This window comes from Pseudoalteromonas sp. Bsw20308 (genome assembly GCF_000310105.2).
In the GTDB taxonomy this organism is placed as follows: Bacteria; Pseudomonadota; Gammaproteobacteria; order Enterobacterales; family Alteromonadaceae; genus Pseudoalteromonas; species Pseudoalteromonas fuliginea.
This window is the reverse complement of the sequence record NZ_CP013138.1, coordinates 1827344-1849657: the sequence shown is the minus strand read 5'-3', so window position 1 is coordinate 1849657 and position 22314 is coordinate 1827344. Positions and strand designations below refer to the sequence as shown.

General features: G+C 39.0%; 21 protein-coding genes and 1 tRNA gene. 13 read left to right on the top strand and 9 right to left on the bottom strand.

Annotated elements, in window-relative coordinates:
- Window positions 1-16: 16 nt before the first annotated feature.
- On the bottom strand, window positions 17-496 hold the full coding sequence (gene lrp / locus D172_RS07905; protein WP_033014887.1) for a leucine-responsive transcriptional regulator Lrp: 480 nt from the start codon (window positions 494-496) through the stop codon (window positions 17-19).
- Window positions 497-638: 142 nt separating this feature from the next.
- Here lrp and ald point away from each other — a divergent pair, with 142 nt between their 5' ends.
- Window positions 639-1760: an alanine dehydrogenase gene (gene ald / locus D172_RS07900; protein WP_007375670.1), complete on the top strand. Its 1122-nt coding sequence runs from the start codon at window positions 639-641 to the stop codon at window positions 1758-1760.
- A 108-nt stretch (window positions 1761-1868) separates the two neighbouring features.
- Here the strand turns inward: ald and pssA are convergent, their stop codons facing one another.
- Complete coding sequence (gene pssA, locus D172_RS07895) at window positions 1869-3194, bottom strand: CDP-diacylglycerol--serine O-phosphatidyltransferase (RefSeq protein WP_007375669.1); 1326 nt, start codon at window positions 3192-3194, stop codon at window positions 1869-1871.
- A gap of 287 nt (window positions 3195-3481) precedes the next feature.
- Here pssA and trxB point away from each other — a divergent pair, with 287 nt between their 5' ends.
- The 4 genes from trxB to infA all read left to right on the top strand — a co-directional run bounded on the left by trxB (window position 3482) and on the right by infA (window position 6252).
- Window positions 3482-4432, top strand: a complete 951-nt coding sequence (trxB, locus tag D172_RS07890) for a thioredoxin-disulfide reductase (RefSeq protein WP_007375668.1) — start codon at window positions 3482-3484, stop codon at window positions 4430-4432.
- 97 nt (window positions 4433-4529) lie between these two features.
- Window positions 4530-5246 carry a leucyl/phenylalanyl-tRNA--protein transferase gene (aat, locus tag D172_RS07885; protein WP_007375667.1) on the top strand — a complete coding sequence of 239 codons (717 nt, stop codon included), beginning with the start codon at window positions 4530-4532 and terminating at the stop codon, window positions 5244-5246.
- On the top strand, window positions 5239-5943 hold the full coding sequence (locus D172_RS07880; protein WP_033015719.1) for an arginyltransferase: 705 nt from the start codon (window positions 5239-5241) through the stop codon (window positions 5941-5943). The genes aat and D172_RS07880 overlap by 8 nt, the downstream gene beginning before the upstream one ends.
- A 90-nt stretch (window positions 5944-6033) precedes the next feature.
- Entirely contained in the window at window positions 6034-6252 is a 219-nt protein-coding gene (gene infA, locus D172_RS07875; RefSeq protein ID WP_002962494.1) for a translation initiation factor IF-1, read from the top strand.
- A gap of 213 nt (window positions 6253-6465) precedes the next feature.
- Here the strand turns inward: infA and clpA are convergent, their stop codons facing one another.
- Both clpA and clpS read right to left on the bottom strand, forming a co-directional pair.
- Entirely contained in the window at window positions 6466-8727 is a 2262-nt protein-coding gene (gene clpA, locus D172_RS07870) for an ATP-dependent Clp protease ATP-binding subunit ClpA (protein ID WP_007375664.1), read from the bottom strand.
- 95 nt (window positions 8728-8822) lie between these two features.
- On the bottom strand, window positions 8823-9131 hold the full coding sequence (clpS, locus tag D172_RS07865; protein WP_007375663.1) for an ATP-dependent Clp protease adapter ClpS: 309 nt from the start codon (window positions 9129-9131) through the stop codon (window positions 8823-8825).
- 209 nt (window positions 9132-9340) lie between these two features.
- Between clpS and cspD the strand changes: the two genes are divergently transcribed.
- Entirely contained in the window at window positions 9341-9559 is a 219-nt protein-coding gene (gene cspD / locus D172_RS07860) for a cold shock domain-containing protein CspD (protein ID WP_002962500.1), read from the top strand.
- A gap of 517 nt (window positions 9560-10076) precedes the next feature.
- Window positions 10077-12299 (top strand): NADP-dependent isocitrate dehydrogenase, encoded by a 2223-nt coding sequence (locus tag D172_RS07855; RefSeq protein WP_007375662.1) that lies wholly within the window; start codon window positions 10077-10079, stop codon window positions 12297-12299.
- 291 nt (window positions 12300-12590) lie between these two features.
- On the opposite strand, the gene D172_RS07850 is transcribed toward D172_RS07855, so the two are convergent.
- The 3 genes from D172_RS07850 to D172_RS07840 form a co-directional block, all read right to left on the bottom strand.
- The gene (locus tag D172_RS07850; protein WP_007375661.1) at window positions 12591-13838 is read right to left on the bottom strand and encodes an amidohydrolase family protein; all 1248 of its coding nucleotides are present in this window, start codon (window positions 13836-13838) and stop codon (window positions 12591-12593) included.
- Window positions 13839-13850: 12 nt separating this feature from the next.
- Window positions 13851-15233, bottom strand: a complete 1383-nt coding sequence (locus D172_RS07845) for an amidohydrolase (RefSeq protein ID WP_007375660.1) — start codon at window positions 15231-15233, stop codon at window positions 13851-13853.
- Between the two features lie 100 nt (window positions 15234-15333).
- Window positions 15334-16119, bottom strand: coding sequence for a hypothetical protein (locus D172_RS07840; RefSeq protein ID WP_007375659.1), 786 nt, complete (start codon window positions 16117-16119; stop codon window positions 15334-15336).
- 250 nt (window positions 16120-16369) lie between these two features.
- Between D172_RS07840 and D172_RS07835 the strand changes: the two genes are divergently transcribed.
- Window positions 16370-16729, top strand: a complete 360-nt coding sequence (locus D172_RS07835) for a DUF3718 domain-containing protein (protein WP_007375658.1) — start codon at window positions 16370-16372, stop codon at window positions 16727-16729.
- Window positions 16730-16787: 58 nt separating this feature from the next.
- Here the strand turns inward: D172_RS07835 and D172_RS07830 are convergent, their stop codons facing one another.
- Complete coding sequence (locus D172_RS07830; protein WP_007375657.1) at window positions 16788-17480, bottom strand: hypothetical protein; 693 nt, start codon at window positions 17478-17480, stop codon at window positions 16788-16790.
- Between the two features lie 124 nt (window positions 17481-17604).
- Here D172_RS07830 and D172_RS07825 point away from each other — a divergent pair, with 124 nt between their 5' ends.
- Both D172_RS07825 and D172_RS07820 read left to right on the top strand, forming a co-directional pair.
- On the top strand, window positions 17605-18477 hold the full coding sequence (locus D172_RS07825; protein ID WP_007375656.1) for a fructosamine kinase family protein: 873 nt from the start codon (window positions 17605-17607) through the stop codon (window positions 18475-18477).
- A gap of 115 nt (window positions 18478-18592) precedes the next feature.
- A complete protein-coding gene (locus D172_RS07820; protein WP_007375655.1) occupies window positions 18593-18796 on the top strand; it encodes a CPXCG motif-containing cysteine-rich protein in 204 nt (67 codons plus the stop codon).
- A gap of 1 nt (window position 18797) precedes the next feature.
- On the opposite strand, the gene D172_RS07815 is transcribed toward D172_RS07820, so the two are convergent.
- Window positions 18798-19424 carry a riboflavin synthase gene (locus D172_RS07815; RefSeq protein WP_033015721.1) on the bottom strand — a complete coding sequence of 209 codons (627 nt, stop codon included), beginning with the start codon at window positions 19422-19424 and terminating at the stop codon, window positions 18798-18800.
- Window positions 19425-19552: 128 nt separating this feature from the next.
- Between D172_RS07815 and D172_RS07810 the strand changes: the two genes are divergently transcribed.
- From D172_RS07810 to D172_RS07800, 3 genes are all read left to right on the top strand, one after another.
- A complete protein-coding gene (locus tag D172_RS07810) occupies window positions 19553-20908 on the top strand; it encodes an MATE family efflux transporter (protein ID WP_007375653.1) in 1356 nt (451 codons plus the stop codon).
- A complete protein-coding gene (locus D172_RS07805; RefSeq protein WP_007375652.1) occupies window positions 20886-21938 on the top strand; it encodes a DUF3080 family protein in 1053 nt (350 codons plus the stop codon). Before D172_RS07810 ends, D172_RS07805 begins: the two co-directional genes overlap by 23 nt.
- 112 nt (window positions 21939-22050) lie before the next feature.
- Window positions 22051-22127: transfer RNA gene (locus D172_RS07800), tRNA-Val, on the top strand.
- The last annotated feature ends 187 nt before the right edge of the window (window positions 22128-22314 follow it).

Genomic DNA, 22314 nt, shown 5'->3' with positions numbered 1-22314 from the left:
CCTATTATAAATACTGTTAAGCAATATACGGGCGAATAATTACACCTTCTTCACCTTTTACTTCTTCCATTACTACATAAGTACGGCTTTCACTTACATTTGGAAGTTTCAATAGTATGTCGCCTAATACGCCACGGTATTCTGACATATCATTTACGCGTGTTTTAAGTAAAAAGTCGAAATTACCCGACACCAAATGGCATTCTATAATTTCTTCATGCTTTTTTACAGCAGCACTAAACTCATCAAATACATCGGGTGATGTTTTGGTAATTGTTACCTCTACATACACCGATAAACCTTGCCCAAGCTTAGCAGGGTCGACCACTGCTTTGTAACCTAATATGTAACCTTCTCGTTCTAGTTTTTTTACCCGCTCGAGACAGGGCGTGGCGCTTAGGCCAACTCGTCTGGCCAGTTCAACATTGGAAAGGCGTCCATCATGTTGTAATTCCATCAAAATTTTCCGGTCAATTCTATCTAATAACTGATGCATAGTACCAACTAGTTTTTTATGCTGTTTATTTTTATTATTTAGATAATAACACTAGAACCCACTTTAAAAAAGGTGAGACACACTGGCTTATGATGAATATAATAGTGAAAAATGTTAATCCGTTCTTAATAAGGCAAATGTTATGATTATTGGTGTACCTAAAGAAATTAAAAACCATGAATACCGTGTAGGTATGGTTCCTGCGAGTGTTCGTGAATTAGTAAACCACGGTCACCAAGTGATTGTAGAAACTGATGCAGGCATGGGGATTGGTTTTACTAACGAAGACTACACACAAGCAGGTGCTGAAATTTTAGCAACTGCTGCTGATGTTTTCGCTAAAGCCGACATGATTGTAAAAGTAAAAGAGCCACAAGCTGTTGAACGTGCAATGCTACGTGAAGACCAAATCCTTTTCACTTACTTACACCTTGCACCTGATCTTCCACAAACTGAAGACCTTGTAAAAAGCAAAGCTATTTGTATTGCATACGAAACTGTAACTGACTCACGCGGTGGTTTACCGCTTCTTGCGCCTATGAGCGAAGTGGCTGGTCGTATGTCTATTCAAGCTGGTGCACAAGCGCTAGAAAAGTCTAACCACGGTCGTGGCATGCTACTAGGTGGCGTACCAGGCGTTGAAGCTGCTAAAGTTGTTGTAATTGGCGGCGGCATGGTTGGTCGTAGCGCAGCTCAAATGGCTGTTGGCCTTGGTGCTGAAGTTGTGGTTCTTGATCGTAACATCGACGTATTACGTGCACTAGACGCGCAATTTGGTAATAAAGTAAAAGCTATTTACTCAACTGCTGATGCACTAGAAAAACACGTACTAGAAGCTGATTTAGTAATTGGTGGCGTACTAATCCCAGGTGCAGCTGCACCTAAACTAGTCACTGCAGAGCACATTAAAGCAATGAAACCTGGCTCTGCAATTGTTGACGTTGCAATCGACCAAGGTGGCTGTATTGCTACCTCTAAAGCAACGACGCATGCTGATCCTACTTTCATCGTTGATGAAGTTGTTCACTACTGTGTTGCTAACATGCCAGGTGCTGTTCCACGCACATCTACGTTTGCACTTAACAATGCAACATTGCCTTTCATCATTAACCTTGCAAATAAAGGTTATAAAAAGGCGCTACTAGATGACGCTCACTTCTTAAAAGGCTTAAACGTAATTAAAGGCCAAGTAACTTACAAAGAAGTAGCACAAGCGTTCAACATGGAATATGTTGACCCACGCACAGCGGTAGAAAACGCATAATTTAGCGTTTTCTAGTTAGGTTGGTATTAAATAACATAGTAACTTAACTACAACTCATAAAAAAAGCAGCTAATTAGCTGCTTTTTTTGTGTCTGATTTAAAATGAATTTATATAAAACGCTTGATTATAAAATCTACTTTTACACGCTTAGCTTGGCCAAGTAGTTTTTTAACTGGCTGCGGGTAATCATCCATCGTTTCTAAATCATCTGGGCCTGTTAAACGGCGACAGTGTTGTAAAATTTCATGCTTTTCGTTATCAATGGCATCCATAATTGTTTGCTCTGGATCTTCTATTAAAATACCATTTTCGATATCAAGGCCCCATGCACGCGGATTTAAGTTATGCCCGCTCAGTAAATGTTTTGTTCTATCTGAACAAATACCTTTTAAATGAAACGAATTACTTCCATCTTTCCACAAATACACATTTAAATTGCCGTTATCGATATGGCGTTTTTGCGTTTTTACAAACTTATGCAAAATAGTTTCGTATAAATAAGGTAGTGCCCCTATTTTACTAAACGGCTCACTTGGCGGTAAATAAAAGTCATTTGCTGTTTTATCGCCTACCACAATAGTCACTTGTTTGCCTTGCTTTAATAAACGGCGCAGTGATCGCATAAGCGGCGCCGGAAAATTAAAGTATGGCGTATACAACACAAGCTCTTGCTCTGTGGTATCAAATAACGCTTTTATTAAACGATTTAATTCGTTATTACGACGGCCAAGCCCCAAAAATAAACGAATACCTAATGCTTGCGTATTTAGTTGCTCTGCTGCGTTATAACTGGCGGCCTTTAAATCACGCATTAATTGCTTTTGGTCAAGTTTGAAGTCGTGTAAACGTTTAAGCGGTCGTGTGTCTATGCGTGGCACAGCAACGGAGCTAATTAGCTTTGTCTCAATAAAATCAACCACTGATTCACACAGTTCGCTCTGCGTTATTAAAAAGTAACGATCGAGTCTGTAGCGTTCGTTATACTGCAAATACACGTTGTTTAAGCTTGCGCCGCTGTAAAGTAAGGTATCGTCAATGACAAACCCCTTTAAATGCAATACGCCAAATAATTCTTTAGCTTTTACAGGTACGCCATAAACTTGTACGTTCGATTTAAACTTTTCTAAATCGTCACAGTATAAACTTGCATTGCCGTCAGACTTCTCTGCACCAATAAGACCACGTTGCGCACGATGAAAATCCACCAGCACTTTTATTTCAAGTGCTGGGTTTGTTAATGACACACGGTGCAAAGCTTCTAAAATTTCGCGACCTGCTTCGTCATCTTGTAAATAAAGCGCTGTGATATAAATTCGTTTTTTTGCGCTACTGATCAAACGTAGCAATTGCGTTCGGTAATCTTGCGCATTGGTTAAGACGTTAACGTCTTTTGAAGTCAACCCGAATGCGGGTTTTTCCTGCCAAAATAACATAGTTGCCTATTCACTTGGGTCACATGATTTATCAGTGACAAATAAAATTAGGTAAAACATAACAAAAAAAATCAAAGTGGTCATGAATTAACGTTGTTTTGTTGCCTGTTAGTCTATTTATTGAGCTACTTTACTTTATTAAACGTAAAAGCCACAATCTCTAGTACACAATACTGCACAGCTTTTCGATTTGCTAAAAAAAATAATCTCGGATTTTGTTTACTTCTGCCTTGTTTTTCTTAGAATCGAGCGCATTAAAGACCGTATTAAACGTTTAGGAAAAAATAATGACTGAAGCAAAACATTGTAAGCTACTAATTTTAGGCTCTGGCCCAGCTGGTTATACTGCCGCAGTATATGCAGCACGTGCAAATTTAAACCCTGTTTTAATTACAGGCATTCAACAAGGTGGCCAATTAACAACCACGACTGAAGTTGAAAACTGGCCTGGTGATGCACACGGCTTAACAGGTCCTGCATTAATGGATCGTATGAAAGAGCACGCTGAACGCTTTGAAACTGAAATTGTGTTTGATCACATTAATAAAGTAGATGTATCTAAGCGCCCTTTCACACTAACTGGCGACCAAGGTACTTACACATGTGATGCGTTAATCATTGCAACGGGTGCGTCTGCTAAATACTTAGGCTTAGAGTCTGAAACTAATTTCCAAGGCCGTGGTGTTTCGGCATGTGCTACATGTGACGGCTTTTTCTATAAAGGTCAGAAAGTAGCGGTTGTTGGTGGTGGTAATACGGCGGTTGAAGAAGCGCTTTACTTATCTAACATTGCTGACGAAGTACATGTTATTCATCGTCGTGATAGTTTCCGCAGTGAAAAAATACTTGCAGACCGCCTTGCTGAAAAAGCAGCAAACGGTAACGTTGTAATGCATTACAACCGCACGCTTGACGAAGTATTAGGCGACCAAATGGGTGTAACAGGCGTTCGTATTAAAGATGCACACTCTGATGCAACTGAAGAACTAGATTTAGCCGGTGTATTTATTGCTATTGGCCATAAGCCAAATACAGATATGTTTGTTGGCCAACTAGAAATGAAAGATGGCTACTTAGTTGTAGAGTCTGGATTGAACGGTAACGCGACTCAAACAAGTGTAGAAGGCGTTTTTGCTGCTGGTGATGTATCTGACCACATTTACCGTCAAGCAATCACATCAGCGGGTACAGGCTGTATGGCTGCCCTTGATGCAGAACGTTTCTTAGATAATTTATAAGCAATTAAATAAATTATTATAGGGCTGATTATTCAGCCCTTTTTTTATGCCTAAAATATAGTTACACTTTTACGATCAATTATAAGATAAGTACTGTATGAGAAATCAGCTATACCAATTAAGCGAAAACGATATAGCATTCCCCAATCCGGAATACGCATTAGAATCCCCTGATGGCTTACTCGCAATTGGCGGAGATTTAAGTTTACCTCGCCTAAGTAATGCCTACAAAAGCGGAATATTCCCTTGGTTTAGTGAAGATGAGCCTATTATGTGGTGGTCGCCGAGCGAACGCGGGATTTTTGAACTGGATGATTTTCATATAAGTAAGAGTCTGCGTAAGCATTTAAAAAAGCACCCTGTGAGAGTAACCATTAATAATGCCTTTGAAGAGGTGATAGAAGCATGTCGCGATCAACGCCTTGACACCGATGGTACCTGGATCACTTCTGACATGCTCAGCGCTTACGTTAATGCACACAATGCGGGCATTGCTCATAGTTTAGAGGTGTGGAGTAACGGAGAGCTTGCAGGAGGCTTATACGGTATTATGCAAAATGGTGTATTTTGTGGCGAGTCGATGTTTCATCATCAAACCAATTGCTCTAAGCTTGCGATGTGGGCACTGGTAAATTGGCTTAAACGTCACAATGCGCATTTTATTGATTGCCAGTTAGAAAACCCTTATTTAATGACCCTAGGTGCACAAGTAATTCCTCGCTCAACATTTTTGACTAAACTAAAAGCTGCACATAACTATATCGTTAACCCTATTATGTGGGAGCCACAAGAACTTGACGCAATCTATGAATGAACAACTTCCTGCACGTGTTGGTTTAACCCAAGAGTTTGACTGTAGTTATTTGCCCAACAGACAAGAACAACTTTTAGTTATTCTAGATCCTAGTTGCTACAGTACCGACAAATTTGAGTCATTATTAGGTTTGGGGTTTCGTCGCAGTGGTAACCAAATATACCGTCCGCATTGCCCAATATGCAGTGCATGTAATTCTGTACGTGTATTAGCACAAGACTTTATCCCCTCAAAATCGCAAAAACGTAAACTAAACAAAGCAAAAAGCCAGTTTGAAGTGAAATATTCGACGCAAGAGCGACCTGAGTACTATCCGCTTTATAGTAAGTACATAACAATGCGTCACCAGGATGGAAGTATGTATCCTCCTGAAAAAGAACAGTTTCAAAGCTTTTTACTTTGCAGTTGGCTCAAAATCACATTTATTGAACTATGGCACCAAGATACTTTAGTCGCAGTTGCCGTAACTGATTGTATGAATAGCGCTATTTCTGCAATCTATACCTTTTTCGACCCCGATTTTGAACACTATAGTTTAGGCTCTGTGATGATATTAGAGCAGCTTAGATTTGCAAAAGAGCAAAATAAGCAATACGTGTACTTGGGCTATCAAATTGATGAATGCAACAAAATGAAGTACAAAACTCAGTTTTTACCAGCTCAAAAACAGCTTAATGATGAGTGGGTGGCTATTTAATTTGCAAATATAGCCCCTGCGCCTTTACTTATTGGTGTATTTTGGGCAAAATCTGCAGCGTTTAACTATTAAAGAGGTGTTACGCTAAACATGGCGAAAGAAGACGTAATCGAAATGCAAGGGACAGTCCTTGATACTTTACCAAATACAATGTTCCGAGTTGAGCTAGAAAATGGTCACGTAGTTGTGGCTCATATTTCAGGCAAAATGCGCAAAAACTATATCCGTATTTTAACCGGCGATAAAGTAACGGTAGAAATGACTCCTTACGATTTATCGAAAGGTCGTATCGTATTCCGTGCTCGCTAAGTAAGTGCGTAAACGAGATTTAGTTTTTGGCTAGTGTTTTACTAGCTTTAAGCGTTTATTAAATGTAATTGATAGACATTGACTAGCAATTACATTTAATAAACAAAAAGCCCAGTTTTTACTGGGTTTTTTGTTGCCTATAAAAAGGGCAAAAAAATGGCCCGCTATTATGTAGCGAGCCATTTTATTTAACTAAACTTTTTAATTAACGTTTTACGCTGGTGTTAAGCTACTCTCGTAATCAAACCGAATCTTCTTGTCTTTAACCGATACTTTAACCGTACCGCCATCAACAAGTTCACCAAACAGTATTTCGTTAGCTAATTGCTTTTTAAGCTCTTCTTGAATAACACGTGCCATTGGTCGTGCACCCATTGCTTTATCGTAGCCTTTATCTGCGAGCCATTCACGCGCTTTAGACGTAAGCTCAAGGTTAACCGATTTTTTATCAAGCTGGGATTGCAGTTCCACAATAAATTTATCAACCACCATTAAAATAACTTCACGTTCAAGGTGATTAAACCAAATGATGTTATCTAAACGGTTTCTAAATTCTGGCGAGAATACTTTATTAATTTCGCCCATTGCATCATGCGTGTGATCTTGCTCTGTAAAACCAATCGACTTGCGTGTGGTTTCTTGCACACCAGCGTTAGTTGTCATTACCACAACTACATTTCTAAAATCGGCTTTACGACCGTTATTATCGGTTAACGTACCGTGATCCATTACCTGTAGTAGGATGTTATAAATGTCTGGATGCGCTTTTTCAATCTCATCTAAAAGTACAACTGCATGTGGGTTTTTAATAACAGCTTCTGTTAATAAACCGCCTTGCTCAAAGCCAACATATCCTGGTGGAGCACCAATTAGCCGACTAATAGCATGGCGCTCTACATATTCAGACATATCAAAACGAATAAACTCAACACCCATGCATTTAGCAAGCTGTTTAGTGACTTCTGTTTTACCTACACCGGTAGGTCCTGCAAATAAGAACGAGCCAACTGGTTTTTCTTCGCTTGATAAACCAGAGCGAGATAAACGAATAGCTGATGTAAGCGCGTCAATAGATTGATCTTGCCCAAACACAAGCATTTTAAGATTACGGTCTAGGTTTTTAAGCGTTTCTTTATCTGTTGACGATACGCTTTGCGCTGGGATACGTGCCATTTTAGATATAATTAGTTCTATATCTGCCACTCCAATGGTTTTTTTACGTTTAGAGCTAGGTTGCAGGCGCTGACTTGCACCAGCTTCATCAATTACATCAATTGCTTTATCTGGCAAGTGGCGTTCATTAATGTATTTAGCACTTAGCTCTGCTGCTGCTTTTAATGCTTTTTGAGTATAACGAATACCATGGTGCTCTTCGTAACGCTCTTTTAAGCCATTTAATATTTTGGTGGTATCGGCAACACTTGGTTCAAGTACATCTATTTTTTGAAAACGACGTACTAGTGCACGATCTTTCTCAAAAATATTTTTATACTCATTGTAAGTTGTTGAACCCATACAACGTAACTTTCCACTTGAAAGCAGTGGTTTAAGCAAGTTTGATGCATCCATAACGCCACCAGACGCTGCGCCGGCACCAATTATGGTATGTATTTCATCAATAAATAAAATAGACCCAGGCTGTGCTTGTAGCTCTTTTAATAAGCTTTTAAAGCGCTTTTCAAAATCTCCACGGTATTTAGTACCCGCAAGCAATGCCCCCATATCTAGCGAGTACACAACTGCATCTGCAATTACTTCTGGTACTTGCTCGTTAACAATACGATACGCTAAGCCTTCGGCAATTGCTGTCTTACCAACACCTGCTTCACCAACTAGTAATGGGTTGTTCTTTTTGCGACGACACAATACTTGTACCGTGCGCTCTACTTCGCTGTCGCGCCCGATCAGTGGATCTATATTACCTTCACGTGCTTGAACGTTTAAGTTGGTTGTAAAGCTGTCTAGCTTGCTTGCTTCTTCATTTTGAACTTCTTGCACTTCTTCATGAATATCATCGGTGTCATCCCCTAACTCATCATCGGCTTTAGAAATACCGTGTGAAATAAAGTTAACAATATCTAAACGCGATACATCGTGCTTTTTAAGTAAATAAACAGCTTGGCTCTCTTGCTCAGAAAAAATAGCAACTAGCACGTTTACGCCAGTAACTTCATTTTTACCTGACGATTGCACATGAAACACCGCACGCTGTAATACACGCTGAAAACCAAGCGTTGGCTGAGTTTCACGTTCTTCTTCTAGATCTGGGATGACGGGTGTTGTTTCGTCAATAAATTCTAATAATTCGGTTTTTAAGCCAGAAAGATTAACACCGCACGCATTTAGGGCTTCTCCTGCTGAAGGATTATCTAACAGCGCAAGTAAAAGGTGCTCTACGGTCATAAACTCATGACGGCGAGTGCGCGCTTCACGAAACGCGGCATTTAATGTGAGTTCTAAGTCTTTGTTTAGCATTGGCAACCCCTTACTGAGATAATAATTTATACCACAACAATCGGATGTTTGATCACCCTAGATTGGTATTTATACCAATTGTATAAAATTGGTATTTATTCCTGCTCACAACTACAAAGCAGTGGATGCTCGTTATCACGCGCGTAGCGGTTAACTTGTTCGACCTTAGTATGGGCTACATCGGCGCTGTAAACACCGCAAATACCCTTACCTTTTTCATGAACCTGAAGCATCACGTCGGTTGCTCTATCGCTATCCATATTAAAAAACGTCGTTAAAACTTCTATTACAAAGTCCATCGGCGTGTAGTCGTCGTTATTTAAAACAACTTTATATTTTCGCGGTGGTTGTAGCTTTTGCTTTTCACTGTCGCGAACTGTGTCAATTACACCTGAATCTTTCATACCACTCATAATTAAATATAGTCTTGTCTTTGTAACTCAAGCAAACTTGAATAAAAAATAAATAAAATGTTAAAAAAATAACTCAAAACACTTGACTGGTTGGCTAAATAAACTACAGTCAAACATAGATTGATTAAACCTTAATCAGTCTAGCAAATTATACGGTTTAGAATAACTAAATTAGTCAACTTATTGAAGGATGTAGAAGTATGGCTTGCGGTAAAGTTAAATGGTTCAACAACGCCAAAGGTTTTGGTTTCATCGTAGAAGACGGCTGCGAGAATGATATTTTCGCTCATTACTCAACTATTGTAATGGACGGATATAAAACACTTAAAGCTGGTCAAGATGTAACTTTCGAATTAGAACAAGGGCCTAAGGGCCTCCACGCTAAGAATATTGCCCCTGATGGCGACATTATAGAGTGAACAATGTTCTGTTCGACTAAAGCGAGTGACCTTTTTAGATCCTCGCTTAATTCCTTAAGCATACTTTTTATCTCTTCATCCTTATTTATTGCCTCTTTTTGTCCAAATTCAACCCTTTTCCTTGAATTTATTTTATATACCCCAATGTTCTAAGAGTTAATTGTTTAACTGAGTATTGAGCTCGTTCATACTCTAGCCCTTTTTATTTAAGCTTGTTACACTCTTAATGCTAGAACAGCGCATTAACACAACAGTTATCATACTTTTGCCAGTTTTAAATGTACTAGGCTAAAGGCTGATTTATTTTTGTTGATTTTTTAGCTATAAATACAATTCTAGTTCGTCAGGTGTGACTATTCTGCTTTTATAAAAAAGCAACGCTGAGTACCAACACCTAACAAACTATTCATTACGAACGTACGTGTTTATTAACTTGTTTAATAATATTTACTCATTAGTAATGATTTTCTTTGCATTGTTGAATAAGACCTTATCGGTCGACTATCTAGGAATGATGATGACATCAAAAATTATCTATACAAAAACGGACGAAGCTCCGGCACTAGCAACTTACTCGTTGCTACCGATCATCCAAGCATATACAAATGCGGCCGGTGTTGAAGTTGAAACTCGCGATATCTCATTAGCAGGTCGTGTAATTGCTAGCTTCCCTGATTATTTAACACAAGAACAACGCATTGGCGATGCACTTGCTGAACTTGGCGAGCTTGCTAAAACACCAGAAGCGAACATCATCAAATTACCAAACATCAGTGCATCTGTTCCACAGCTGCGTGCTGTAATTAAAGAGCTTCAAGCAAAAGGTTACGCGCTTCCAGAATACCCTGTTGAACCTAAAAATGATGAAGAAAAAGCAATTCAAACTGCTTACGACAAAATTAAAGGCAGTGCAGTAAACCCAGTACTACGTGAAGGTAACTCTGATCGTCGCGCACCAGGTTCTGTAAAAGAATATGCACGTAACAACCCACATTCAATGGGGGCGTGGAGCAAAGATTCTCAGTCTTACGTTGCAAGCATGAGCGAAGGTGATTTCTTTGGGTCTGAGCAATCAGTCACTGTAGATACAGCCACTGATGTGCGTATTGAACATGTTGCAACTAACGGTGACGTTACTGTTCTTAAACAAAGCACACCTCTTTTAGCTGGCGAAGTAATTGATGCATCAAGCATTAGCGCTTCTAAGCTTCAAGCTTTCTTGGCTGCTGAAATTGATGCTGCTAAAGAAAAAGGTGTTTTATTCTCGCTTCACATGAAAGCGACAATGATGAAAGTATCTGATCCAATCATCTTCGGTCATGCTGTAAAAGTATTCTACAAAGATGTGTTTGCTAAACACGGTGAGCTTTTTGAAGAGCTAGGTGTTGATGTAAATAATGGTTTAGGCGACGTATATTCTAAAATTCAAACATTAGACGATGCTAAGCGCAAAGAAATCGAAGCAGACATTCAAGCTGTTTACGCTAACCGCCCTGCTATTGCTATGGTTGATTCTGACCGTGGTATTACAAACTTACACGTACCAAGTGACGTGATCATCGATGCATCGATGCCTGCAGCAATCCGTTCAAGCGGTCAAATGTGGAATAACGATGGTAAATTACAAGACACTAGCTTTGTAATTCCTGATCGTTGTTACTCAAGTGTTTACCAAGCAACTATCGATTTTTGTAAAGAAAATGGCGCGTTTGATCCAACAACAATGGGTAGCGTTCCAAACGTTGGCCTTATGGCTCAAAAAGCTGAAGAATACGGTTCACACGACAAAACATTTGAAGCTAAAGCGGACGGTTCTATCCGTGTTGTTGATGCAAATGGTAATACATTACTTGAGCACAGTGTTGAGCAAGGCGATATCTGGCGTATGTGTCAGGTTAAAGACGCACCAATCCAAGATTGGGTTAAGCTTGCAGTAAATCGTGCTCGCGCAACAGGCGTTCCAGCTATTTTCTGGTTAGACGAAAACCGTGCACATGATGCGCAGCTAATCAAAAAAGTAAACAAATACCTACCAGATCACGATACCGCTGGCCTAGATATTCAAATTTTAGCACCGCTTGAAGCAACATTGTTCTCATTAGCGCGTATTAAAGAAGGTAAAGACACGATTTCTGTAACAGGTAATGTATTACGTGATTACCTTACAGACTTATTCCCAATTTTAGAGTTGGGTACGAGTGCTAAAATGCTTTCAATTGTTCCACTTATGAACGGTGGTGGCTTATTTGAAACTGGCGCGGGTGGTTCTGCACCTAAGCATGTTCAACAATTCGAAAAAGAAAATCACTTACGTTGGGATTCTTTAGGTGAATTTTTAGCACTTGCTGCATCACTTGAGCACCTTAGCGTAACTACGGGTAACAACAAGGCACAAGTACTTGCTGATACGCTTGATAAAGCGACTGGCACATTCCTTGCTGAAAACAAGTCTCCTTCACGTAAAGTGAAAGAAATTGATAACCGTGGTTCTCATTTCTTCCTATCTTTATTCTGGGCACAAGAACTTGCTAAGCAAAATGATGACAGTGAACTTAAAGCACAGTTTACTCAAATTGCTAGCGACCTTGAGTCTAATAAAGAGCAAATCGTAAGTGAGCTTAACGATGCGCAAGGCCCTGCAGTTGATTTAGGCGGTTACTTCCAGCCTAACGATGATGCAGCCTTTAAAGCGATGCGTCCAAGCACTACATTTAACGATATTCTTGCTAAATTAGTATAAATATCGGTTTAAATTTAAAAGCCGCTTACTTGCAAAAGTAAGCGGCTTTTTTATGTCTAAACTTTACAAAAAAAGGCCGCTATTTATAAAATAGCGGCCTTTGAATAATTAAATTTATTTATTTAATTAATTAATTATTTAGTATCATACCAATTCGCTTAATTAAGTGATCAACTTTGAGGCAAGAAAATCTTGTCGATAACAAGGCAAAAATTTCGTTATTTAGTTGCTCTATATCAGAAATTTTTAACGCAGTTACCGTCAGATTTAATCCCTCAAATTGATTAAGTATTATTGCGGGTTGGTATAAGCACGTGGCATTTTTGAATCTGTCGTATAGCGGTCACGCAGTTTATCTTGACGAGATTGTGTAGATACCTCAACCCCATTGATAAACATTTTGCTCACATGACTGCTTAGTTCAAACGGGTCATTACTCCACATTACTACATCAGCGGCTTTACCAACTTCAAGGCTACCTGCATTAATACCAAATACATCAGCAACGTTTGATGTAACCGCTTTTAACGCACCTTCTTGGCTCATACCGTACGACACAGCATTACCAGCATCAAAACGTAGCTGATAAATGTTGTGGCTTGCATCGCCGCCTACTGTTAGTAATACTTTAACGCCCGCTTTTTCAAGCACACTAGCATTATCTAAACTCGCATGAAGCGAATCAAAGCTTCCTGGTAAGCTATCCATTGCACTAATGATCACTGGGATATTTGCTTTAGCAACGCGCTCTTTAACTACAACAGCATCTTGCGCACCGTTAAGCACTAAATTAATGCCAAATTGCTCTTTTACTTTAATGAGCTCAATAATATCAGCCGCACGTGATACGCCAACCACTAATGGCATTTCGCCAGTGAGTACTTTTGCCATGACTTTATCTTCAGTACTTGGTTTGTCATCATCTTTTTTGGCTTTTTTACCAGCTTTAGTTTTGTGCTCATCAAGCTTATTAATCAGTGTTTGCAAAGTAAAAGCACGAGAGCCTTTGCTGCGCTCACCTAAGTAAACAATTAAAGCGGCCTGTTTTTGTATGTCGCTGTCAAAACTACCACTTAAATCAACAACACTCGCAAGGCCTGAAAAAATGCTATCGCCGCCATGTGGAGTAATTACATCGCGTGTTACGCCGCCTTTACGAGCATAAGGCACTAAGCTTGAATGAGCGTTGTAAGCCAAGCTTACGTCAAAATCGATACCGGCTTTATCCTCGCCTGCATCGCGTGAGCCCGCAACTGCACTTACTTCAACTAAACCAAGTTGATTAATACTTGCAATAAAGCCAGGGGTTACAATTTGACCTTTTGCATCAATAACCTTATCGGCTTTCACTTCAGTTGGGTTAATCGCGGTGATTTTACCATCTGTCATTACAATGCTTGCCGCTTCTAATACACCTTGATCAGATGACGTATGTAATGTTGCATTAATAATTGCTAGCGATTGTGCGCTTACAGCACCAGATGCTAATAATCCTGCAGCAACCAGAGAAAGCGAAAACGAACGTGATAAATTTTTCATTCTGGGTGCTCCTTATTGTTGACCTAACATAAAATCACTTACTGCTTGATACGCGCTGTCGTTTCTATCGTAAACTTTTGCACCATCAACAAACACTTGTTCAGCTTTAGCATAAACACTAAATGGGCTTTGATTCCAAATAACAACATCGCCCTGCTTACCGGCTTCTAGTGAACCTGTTTTGTCATCAATACCTAACGATTTAGCAGCGTTAGACGTGATCCATTTAATAGCGTGTTGCTCAGAAATATCAAAACCATTTTCGTTAGCGCGGTACATAACCTTGCCCGCTTCTTGGTTTAAACGCTGAATAGTAGTATCTGAATCTGAGTGAACAACTGCACACGAGTTTTTAACCGCATCAACAATAGCCACGTTTTCTTGTACCATATCGTAGGCTTCCATTTTAAAGCCCCACCAGTCTGGCCAAAGTGCAGCACACGAACCATTTTGGGCAAGTAAGTCAGCAATTTTATATGCTTCTACACCGTGATGAAAAGTACCCGCGTGGTAACCAAATTCTTTTGACAGGTCAATCATCATTGCCATTTCTTCAGCTTTATAACAATGATTATGAATCATCACTTCGCCTTCAAGCACACCGCGTAGCGTATCGTGTTTAATATCACGTACTGGTGCTTCTGGGTTTAAACCTGCCGCGTAATCGGCATCGTACTTATCCCATGCACGTTTGTATTCAGCAGCCTCAGCCCATGCCATACGGTAACCAGCCATATTACCCATACGAGTTGAAGGCAGCACGCCTTTGCGACCATAAACACGTTTAGGGTTTTCACCACATGCCATTTTTAAACCATACGGCGCGCCAGGAAATTTCATGCCTTGCATAGTGTGTGCAGGTACATTTTTAAGCGTAACACCGCGACCACCAAATAAGTTAGCTGAGCCTGGTAAAATTTGCAGAGAAGTAATGCCGCCTTCGCGGGCGCGGTTAAAGCCTGGATCTTGTGGCCAGACAGAATGCTCAACCCACACTTCTGCAGTGTTAGGGCTGGTCATTTCGTTACCATCTTGATGCGACTCAACCGACGGGCTTGGGTATGCGCCTAAATGTGAATGTACGTCAATAATACCCGGTGTTACCCATTTGCCTTGTGCATCAATTGTAATATCAGCAGTGGCTGTTAAGTCTTTACCGACTTGTTGTACTTTGCCGTCAACAAGTAATACATCTGTTTCATCTAAACGCTCACCAGTACCTGTTAAAACGGTGGCATTGGTAATTAATGTGCTAGATGTAGAAACTGGCTGATAAGTACTTGGGTAAGGGTTTTTGTTAATTGTTATTTTATCGTCTTGCGGGCCGTTTTCTTGGCAACCTACAAGTGCAGCAGCTAAGCCCACTGCTAATAAAGAAGGTGCAAATTTTTGCATGTTGTTTGGATCTCCTGTTTTTTTGCTACTTTAGCGAAAGCTAAGGAATAAAGCCAAAAAAACAGGTGAAAACGCAGTTAATTAAGATGAATATCTGTAATTATTTCTTTATATAATTGTTATACAACTTTTCAAGCGCACCTTCGGTGGTAAGCGAGGGGTCTTTGCTTATAAAGTGCTTTACCGTACGCGTCACAAAATCAGAGTTTTGCTTATGTAGCTTTGAAAAATCTTTAATAAGTGTATTACCGTCTTTAGCTGCAGTTACTTTGTCATGACGGTGACGATACTGGCTCAATGCTTTATTAAAATCACCTTGGTAGTCTTCAACCAAAATTTTATAAAAGTCACTTTTTTGTACGTTTAAATCATTAATGCAGTAATTTAGCGCTTCTTTAAAGTCGGTAAATATCATGCCCTCTACATCAAACTCTTTCGTTTTTTCACGCACAGCTACTTTGGCATCTTCTGTGGCATAGCTAAAACCCGTAAAGGCTAAACGCTCAGCGGCTTCTTTTCCTAATTTCATACCCGCTTGAATACTATGGGCAAACTCGTCGCTAATGTCGCCAAGTTCGCTTTCTTCCCACATGTTATAAACGCGCAGTGGTTTAGCATATTTATTTGAGAGCTTTTTTTTAAGCTTGGTAAAACGCTCATCAATCGTCATCAGTCTTTCGTTATGTAAAAGTGCATGACACTCATAACACGCAGGGATAGAGATAAAGTCAGCCTCTTCACCTAAATCAACAATGCTTTGTAGCATATGCAATGGTGGACAATGGTCGCGCTCTGTTGCTTCACAACCACAATAAAAACACTGGTTAAAATGCTGCTGATCGCAAGCGTATGCTTGCTGATAATAACTGGCTAACGTTTTGCTCACCGTTGCTCCTAAAAAAACACGACTAAATTATGGGGGCGATAATAACAGCCTGAAAAAATAAATCAGCTGTAATAAAAAAATTTATATAAGTGTGTCAAAAAACATACTTAAATTGCTATTAATTCATACATCTAATTATAAGTGTGTATTAATCACATACTTGCTTACAGCTTGTTGCATTTGGTTAACAGCTTTTTTATTCAATTCGTTTAATACTTACCCTGCACCCGCAAATAATGAGGAATAAATTATGAACATATTAAAAGCAACTTTATATACTGGCTTAGTATTAAGCGCGGCACTTATTACAACGCCAACTTTAGCAGCAAAATTTGTTGCTGCTGATACAAGCCCAGGTACACAGGCTTGTATGGCTGTTGCGTCTAATAAAGCCTATAAATTGCGTGCAACACTGCGTGATTTACGTACCAGTAAAGCCGCCATCAACAAACTGCAATGTAATAACTTACCAATAACAGAATTTGTATCACTTTATAATTTAGATAAAAGCGCTAATTATCTAAATATTGAAGCGACAACACGCACATCAATTAAAGATTTAGCCAAAGTAAACATGCCTACAGTAACTATTATTACAAGCCCTAAATAAATGGCAGCTAAAAAGCAATTAAGCAGGCTGTTAAACCGCTTGCTTAATTCATTTTAAGTTAGATAATCACCGCTATTAAGCCAAATAAACCACCAAATACACCGCCCCACACAACAAGCCAGCCTAGGTGCTCGCGGATCATAGTTTGAATAATCTCTTTCACCATCTTAGGGGTAAGCTCATCTAAGCGCTCATCAACTAGTTTAAGCACTGTTTTATATAAACTCTCTGCGCTGTTACCTTGTGAAAGTGTTTGGGTTACTAATGCTTTAAAATCGTCAGTTTGAGAGATCTCACCAAGCGACAGTTGCATTTTTTCAATAAACTTTTCACGCATTGGCTCTATTGCCGCTGTACCGCCAAACATTCCTAGCATACTGCCAAACTGAGATTGCTCTATTACTTCTAACAAATTGTCAAAAGCAGGGTTTAAATCAACATTGCTAATTATTGGCTCAAAGTCGATATTTGGCTGTGCTTTATTTAGTAAATTATTAATTTTTTGCTCTGAAAAAAACTCCGTTAATATTAAGTTTCTTATGGCCACTTTAAAACTTTCAAATTTAAGTGCTATAACGCCTGAGCCATATAAAAACGGAACCTTTTCGAATAACATATGAATAGCCAATAAATTAGTTACCGCACCAGAAAGTGCAAATAAACCAACAGATAGCACAATTGCTTGGTTAAACACAAAACCTACAACAACACATAAACCTGCTAGCGAATTGGTTATTAAACTTTTGTTCATTCTTACTCCATTACAGTAAATGTAGTTTTATGCAATATAGCCGTTAATTTTACAACGTTTAGATTGTTAAATTAATTCCTTTTTGCCATAGTTTAACTATCTGTTTAAAAGGTGAGCAATTGTTATGTGGAAAACAGTAAACGAGCACATCAGCCAAGCTATTCATTATGATTTTAAACACACCCACAAACGCCAACTACAAAGTTCCAGCTCCGATAAACTATTTCATTTAAGTAACGGTACACAAAACTACTTAGTAAAAGTAGCATTAAAAAATGAACTCGAACGTTTTGAAAGTGAAGCTATCGGTTTAGAACTTTTAGCACAAAATAGTGTATTTATGGTGCCCGATTGCATTGTAACAGGTGCAAACATAGAATTTTCGTTTATCGTTTTAGAATGGCTAGTACTTGATAAACAACCTCATGATACGTGGTCTGCTATGGGTAAAAACTTGGCTAAAATGCACACCATACATGAACAGGCTATGTTTGGTTTTGATGTAGACAATTATTTAGCTACAACCATACAACCTAACCGCTGGCATAAAAAATGGGACGTATTTTATGCCGAAGAACGTATCGGCTGGCAATTACAGTTACTCGCTGAAAAAGGCATTAACTTTGTTGAACCCGAACGCTTAATAAATACGATAAAAGAACAACTCCATAGCCATCAAGTAAAGCCATCATTACTGCACGGTGATTTTTGGCGCGGAAACATGGGGTTTATCAATATGCTTCCAACCGTATTTAATCCAGCTTGTTATTATGGTGATCGGGAAGTTGATATTGCGATGAGCGAGTTGTTTGCCCCGCTCCCTGAAAATTTTTATACTGCCTACAATCAGCAATATCCGCTTTCGCAAAACTATCAAAAACGAAAATTGATTTATCAATTATACCCAATTTTAAATCACGCTAACATTTTTGCTGGACACTATCTCACTGAAGCAAAACAACATATAGAAATGCTCACAGCAACCAATGTAAAATAAGTGTCACAATCCTCCAGACCGACTATATTTAGTAAAGTAAGGAGTTCAGCTTTGATCCATTAAGTTTTTGCTAGAGTTATTTGCAACCACTTAATTATTTATAACTGGAGTGATTATGAAAGACTTTTTGTCACAACGAATCGCCTGCCCACATTGCGGACACCACATTCATTTAGACTTAGATGCAAGTATGGGCGATCAAGATTATATAGAAGACTGTGCAGCCTGCTGTAACCCAATTCATTTAAACATGCATATAGACTATGCTAACAATAAATTAGAGCTACACGTAGACAGCGACGACGAACAAATATTTTAATTTAAACTTGATGGCGTAAGTAATTTTCTACCGTGTTTACAATAGTATAAGTTTGCTGATCTACTTCAATATTTAGCTTATCACCTACTTGTGCTGCACCAATGTTTGTAATAGCGAGCGTTTCGGGAATAAGGTGTAACCAAAATCCTTGCTCGTCAATTTCACCCACGGTTAAGCTTGCGCCATTTATAGCAACAAAGCCTTTATATAACACATACTTTTTCCACTCTTTTGGTAAGCTTAATTGAATTTTACAGTTATTCTCAAGCTTCACAATTTGAGAGATTTGTGACGTACAATGAATATGCCCAGACACTATATGCCCACCCAATTCAGTACCAAACGTAACTGAGCGCTCGTAATTAACTAAGCTGCCTAGCTCAAGCAACCCTAAATTAGTTAGCTTTAGGGTTTCGTCAATCACATCAAAATGTACTTGCGCCACCACATCATGGTTACTTAGTTCAACTTGCACAACAGTTAAGCAACACCCGTTAATAGCTATACTTGCGCCTAAATCTAGGTGTTTTACATATTCATCACTTACCGATATAACTAAACGTAGAACGCCGGCTGTTTGAGTTTTAGAAACCACTGTTGCTTGCGTTTGCACTATTCCTGTAAACATAAAATCACTTAAAATTATTACAAAGTGATAGTTTAACGTATCAACTAATAAAATCATTCACAACTGAGATTTTTATTTGAAACACAATAGATTACAATTGTGTTCTGTTTTATTAAATAGCTGTTTTTATGACCTTTTGTAATTGGGAAGCTAAACGCTTACTCTCTCTTGCTCTTCCTGTTTTTTTAGCTCAAGTTACCCTTGTTTTAATGTCGGTGGTCGACACTATTATGGCCGGTCAAGTAAGTCCTACAGATTTAGCGGCACTGTCTATTGCCACAGGTATTTGGAATCCTTTGTTACTTGCATTACAAGGCATTTTATTAGCGCTCACCGGTATCATTGCTCAGTGCGCAGGTGCGAATGACAAAAAAGGTATTAGCCATTATTTTCAACAAGCCCTTTATTTAACCGTACTATTGAGTGCTATAGGGTTCGGTATCACTTATCTAGCCGACATAATTATATTAAGGCTCGATACCAGCCCAGCAATTGCAAGCCTTGCTTTTGACTACATTCATTTTGTTAAATGGGGTGTATTCGGCTTTTTAATTTTTACCACTTATAGAAACATGACCGAAGGCATGGGCATGACTAAACCCGCTTTTTACATAAGCTTGCTGGGTTTAGCTGTGAATATTCCGGTAAATTATATTTTTATAAATGGTTTGTTTGGTTTACCTGCCTACGGCGGCGCGGGTTGTGGTATTGCAACAGCAATTGTTTTAACTGTTATGGCAATTGCACAAGTGACTTACTGCCAACTAAGTAAAAAAGTAGACGCTAAAGGCCTGCTTACTCCATTTGAAAAACCTAACCTAGCCACCATTGTAACTATTACAAAATTAGGTATTCCAATTTCATTAGCCACCTTTTTTGAAGTAACCTTATTTGCCTGTATTCCTCTATTTATAGCGCATTTAGGCGCTGTGGCTGTATCAGGTCATCAAATAGCAGCCAGTGTAACTACATTATTGTTTATGATGCCGCTAAGCCTTTCTATCGCTATTAGTATCCGTATTGGTAATCTATATGGTCAAAATCATTTAAAGCAATTAAGGGTCGCCGTGTCGACCAGTTATATTTTAGCGATTGTTATCGCACTGTTTTTAGCACTTATTACATTTACAGGTCGTGATTTAATTAGCCAGTTGTACACAGATAGTCCCGAAGTAATTGCCCTTGCTACCTCAATTATGATTTTAGCCTGTGTTTATCAACTACCTGATGCTCTGCAAGTAGCAGCAAACGGTGTATTACGGGGTTTAAAATACACAGCACCTATTTCCTATATCACCTTTATATCGTATTGGTTAATCGGCTTTAGCTTAGGTTACGTATTGGCAAGAACAGACATAATAGTGCCAGCAATGGGGCCACACGGTTTTTGGGTCGGAATAATAGTCGGGCTAACCGTTGCCGCCGTATTGTTGATGCTCACAGTAAATAAGCGCTTTAAACGTGAACCATTCATTACCGAGTAAATTAATAATAAAGCGCTCACTACCAGTCGTTATATTGCTGTTAGTGAGCGTTTTTACGCTAACTAGTTGCAGTAAAGCACCTAGCTCAATAAATAATACCTACATAACGCGTTTAAGTGACACACTTAACACCTCACCCATTACACCGGTAGTGCTTGAGCAATTAAAACTAACAAGACCGTCAGTGCTCAGCGAGAGCAAAATTACCCTAAGCATAGTTGAATTTGCTGGGCTTACCCGCTGTAGGCTTAATGTACTTATAAGCGAGCACAATAATCAACTTGGCAAAACAGCAACTGCGGCGAGCCAACTAAAGTACCAAATAAATTTCATTCAAAGCGCTGATAATTGCTTAAATACACTTGATGACAATACCGCTATTTATAGCAAAATAAGTGACGCAAAAAAACAAAAGCAAGCACACTTAATGCACTACTTTAATACCATGCTATTTAAAGAGCCTGAGCTCAACCGCACTTGGTTACTCACATCAAACGAGCTTTCAATGCAACCTGCAGGGTATAGCGACACTGTAGAGGCGCTTACGCAACTTGTTACTATAAAAAAACAGATAAAATCTCAGCAATTTAGTCAAGTTAATACTGACAGCCTGTTTAATGCATTAGAGCAACTCAACAAATACAGATTTAACCAAGCGCTTATTCAATCCGCTAGGCAACAAATAGCACTCAACAACAGCGCAACACAGTTTGTAAAAACAATAAGCTTCGGCGATCTTTGCCCTACGGGTAAAAATAAAAAAGAAGCTAAAATAATAAGTAATGTATTTCAAAAATATTATTTAAAACAAATTCAGCCATACCAAGCACAACTGACCGGATACCTTGAAGTATTACAACCACTTTACAACCGACTTTGGTTTGAAGAAAATATAACGGTTAAGCAAATTAATTATTTAATAGATGAAAACTCACCCAACAATTTACTAAATCAATTAAAAGGCTCAGCAGTAGATCATGTAGTTTGGTGGCAAAAATTTTATAAAACGTGTGAAATAAGCCCAATATGAATAAAAAAACGGCAAATAAACTCAAAAATAACAAACTTGCTTGATTCACCACCCGCCACGCTATATATTAGCCGCCGTTGTTAAGTAATTAACAACTTACTTAAACAGTAATACGACTGTAGCTCAGTTGGTTAGAGCACTACCTTGACATGGTAGGGGTCGGTGGTTCGAATCCACTCAGTCGTACCAACATTGATGAAACGTATAATTGAAGGAAAGAGCACTACCTACTCTTGACCACCCGGTCCAAGGGTCAGTAACTCGAATCCACTCAGTCGTACCAACATTTAAGTAAAATAAATAAAAGTACATCTGAAGGAAAAAGCACTACCTACTCTTGATCACCCGGTCCAAAGGTCAGTAGTTCGAATCCATT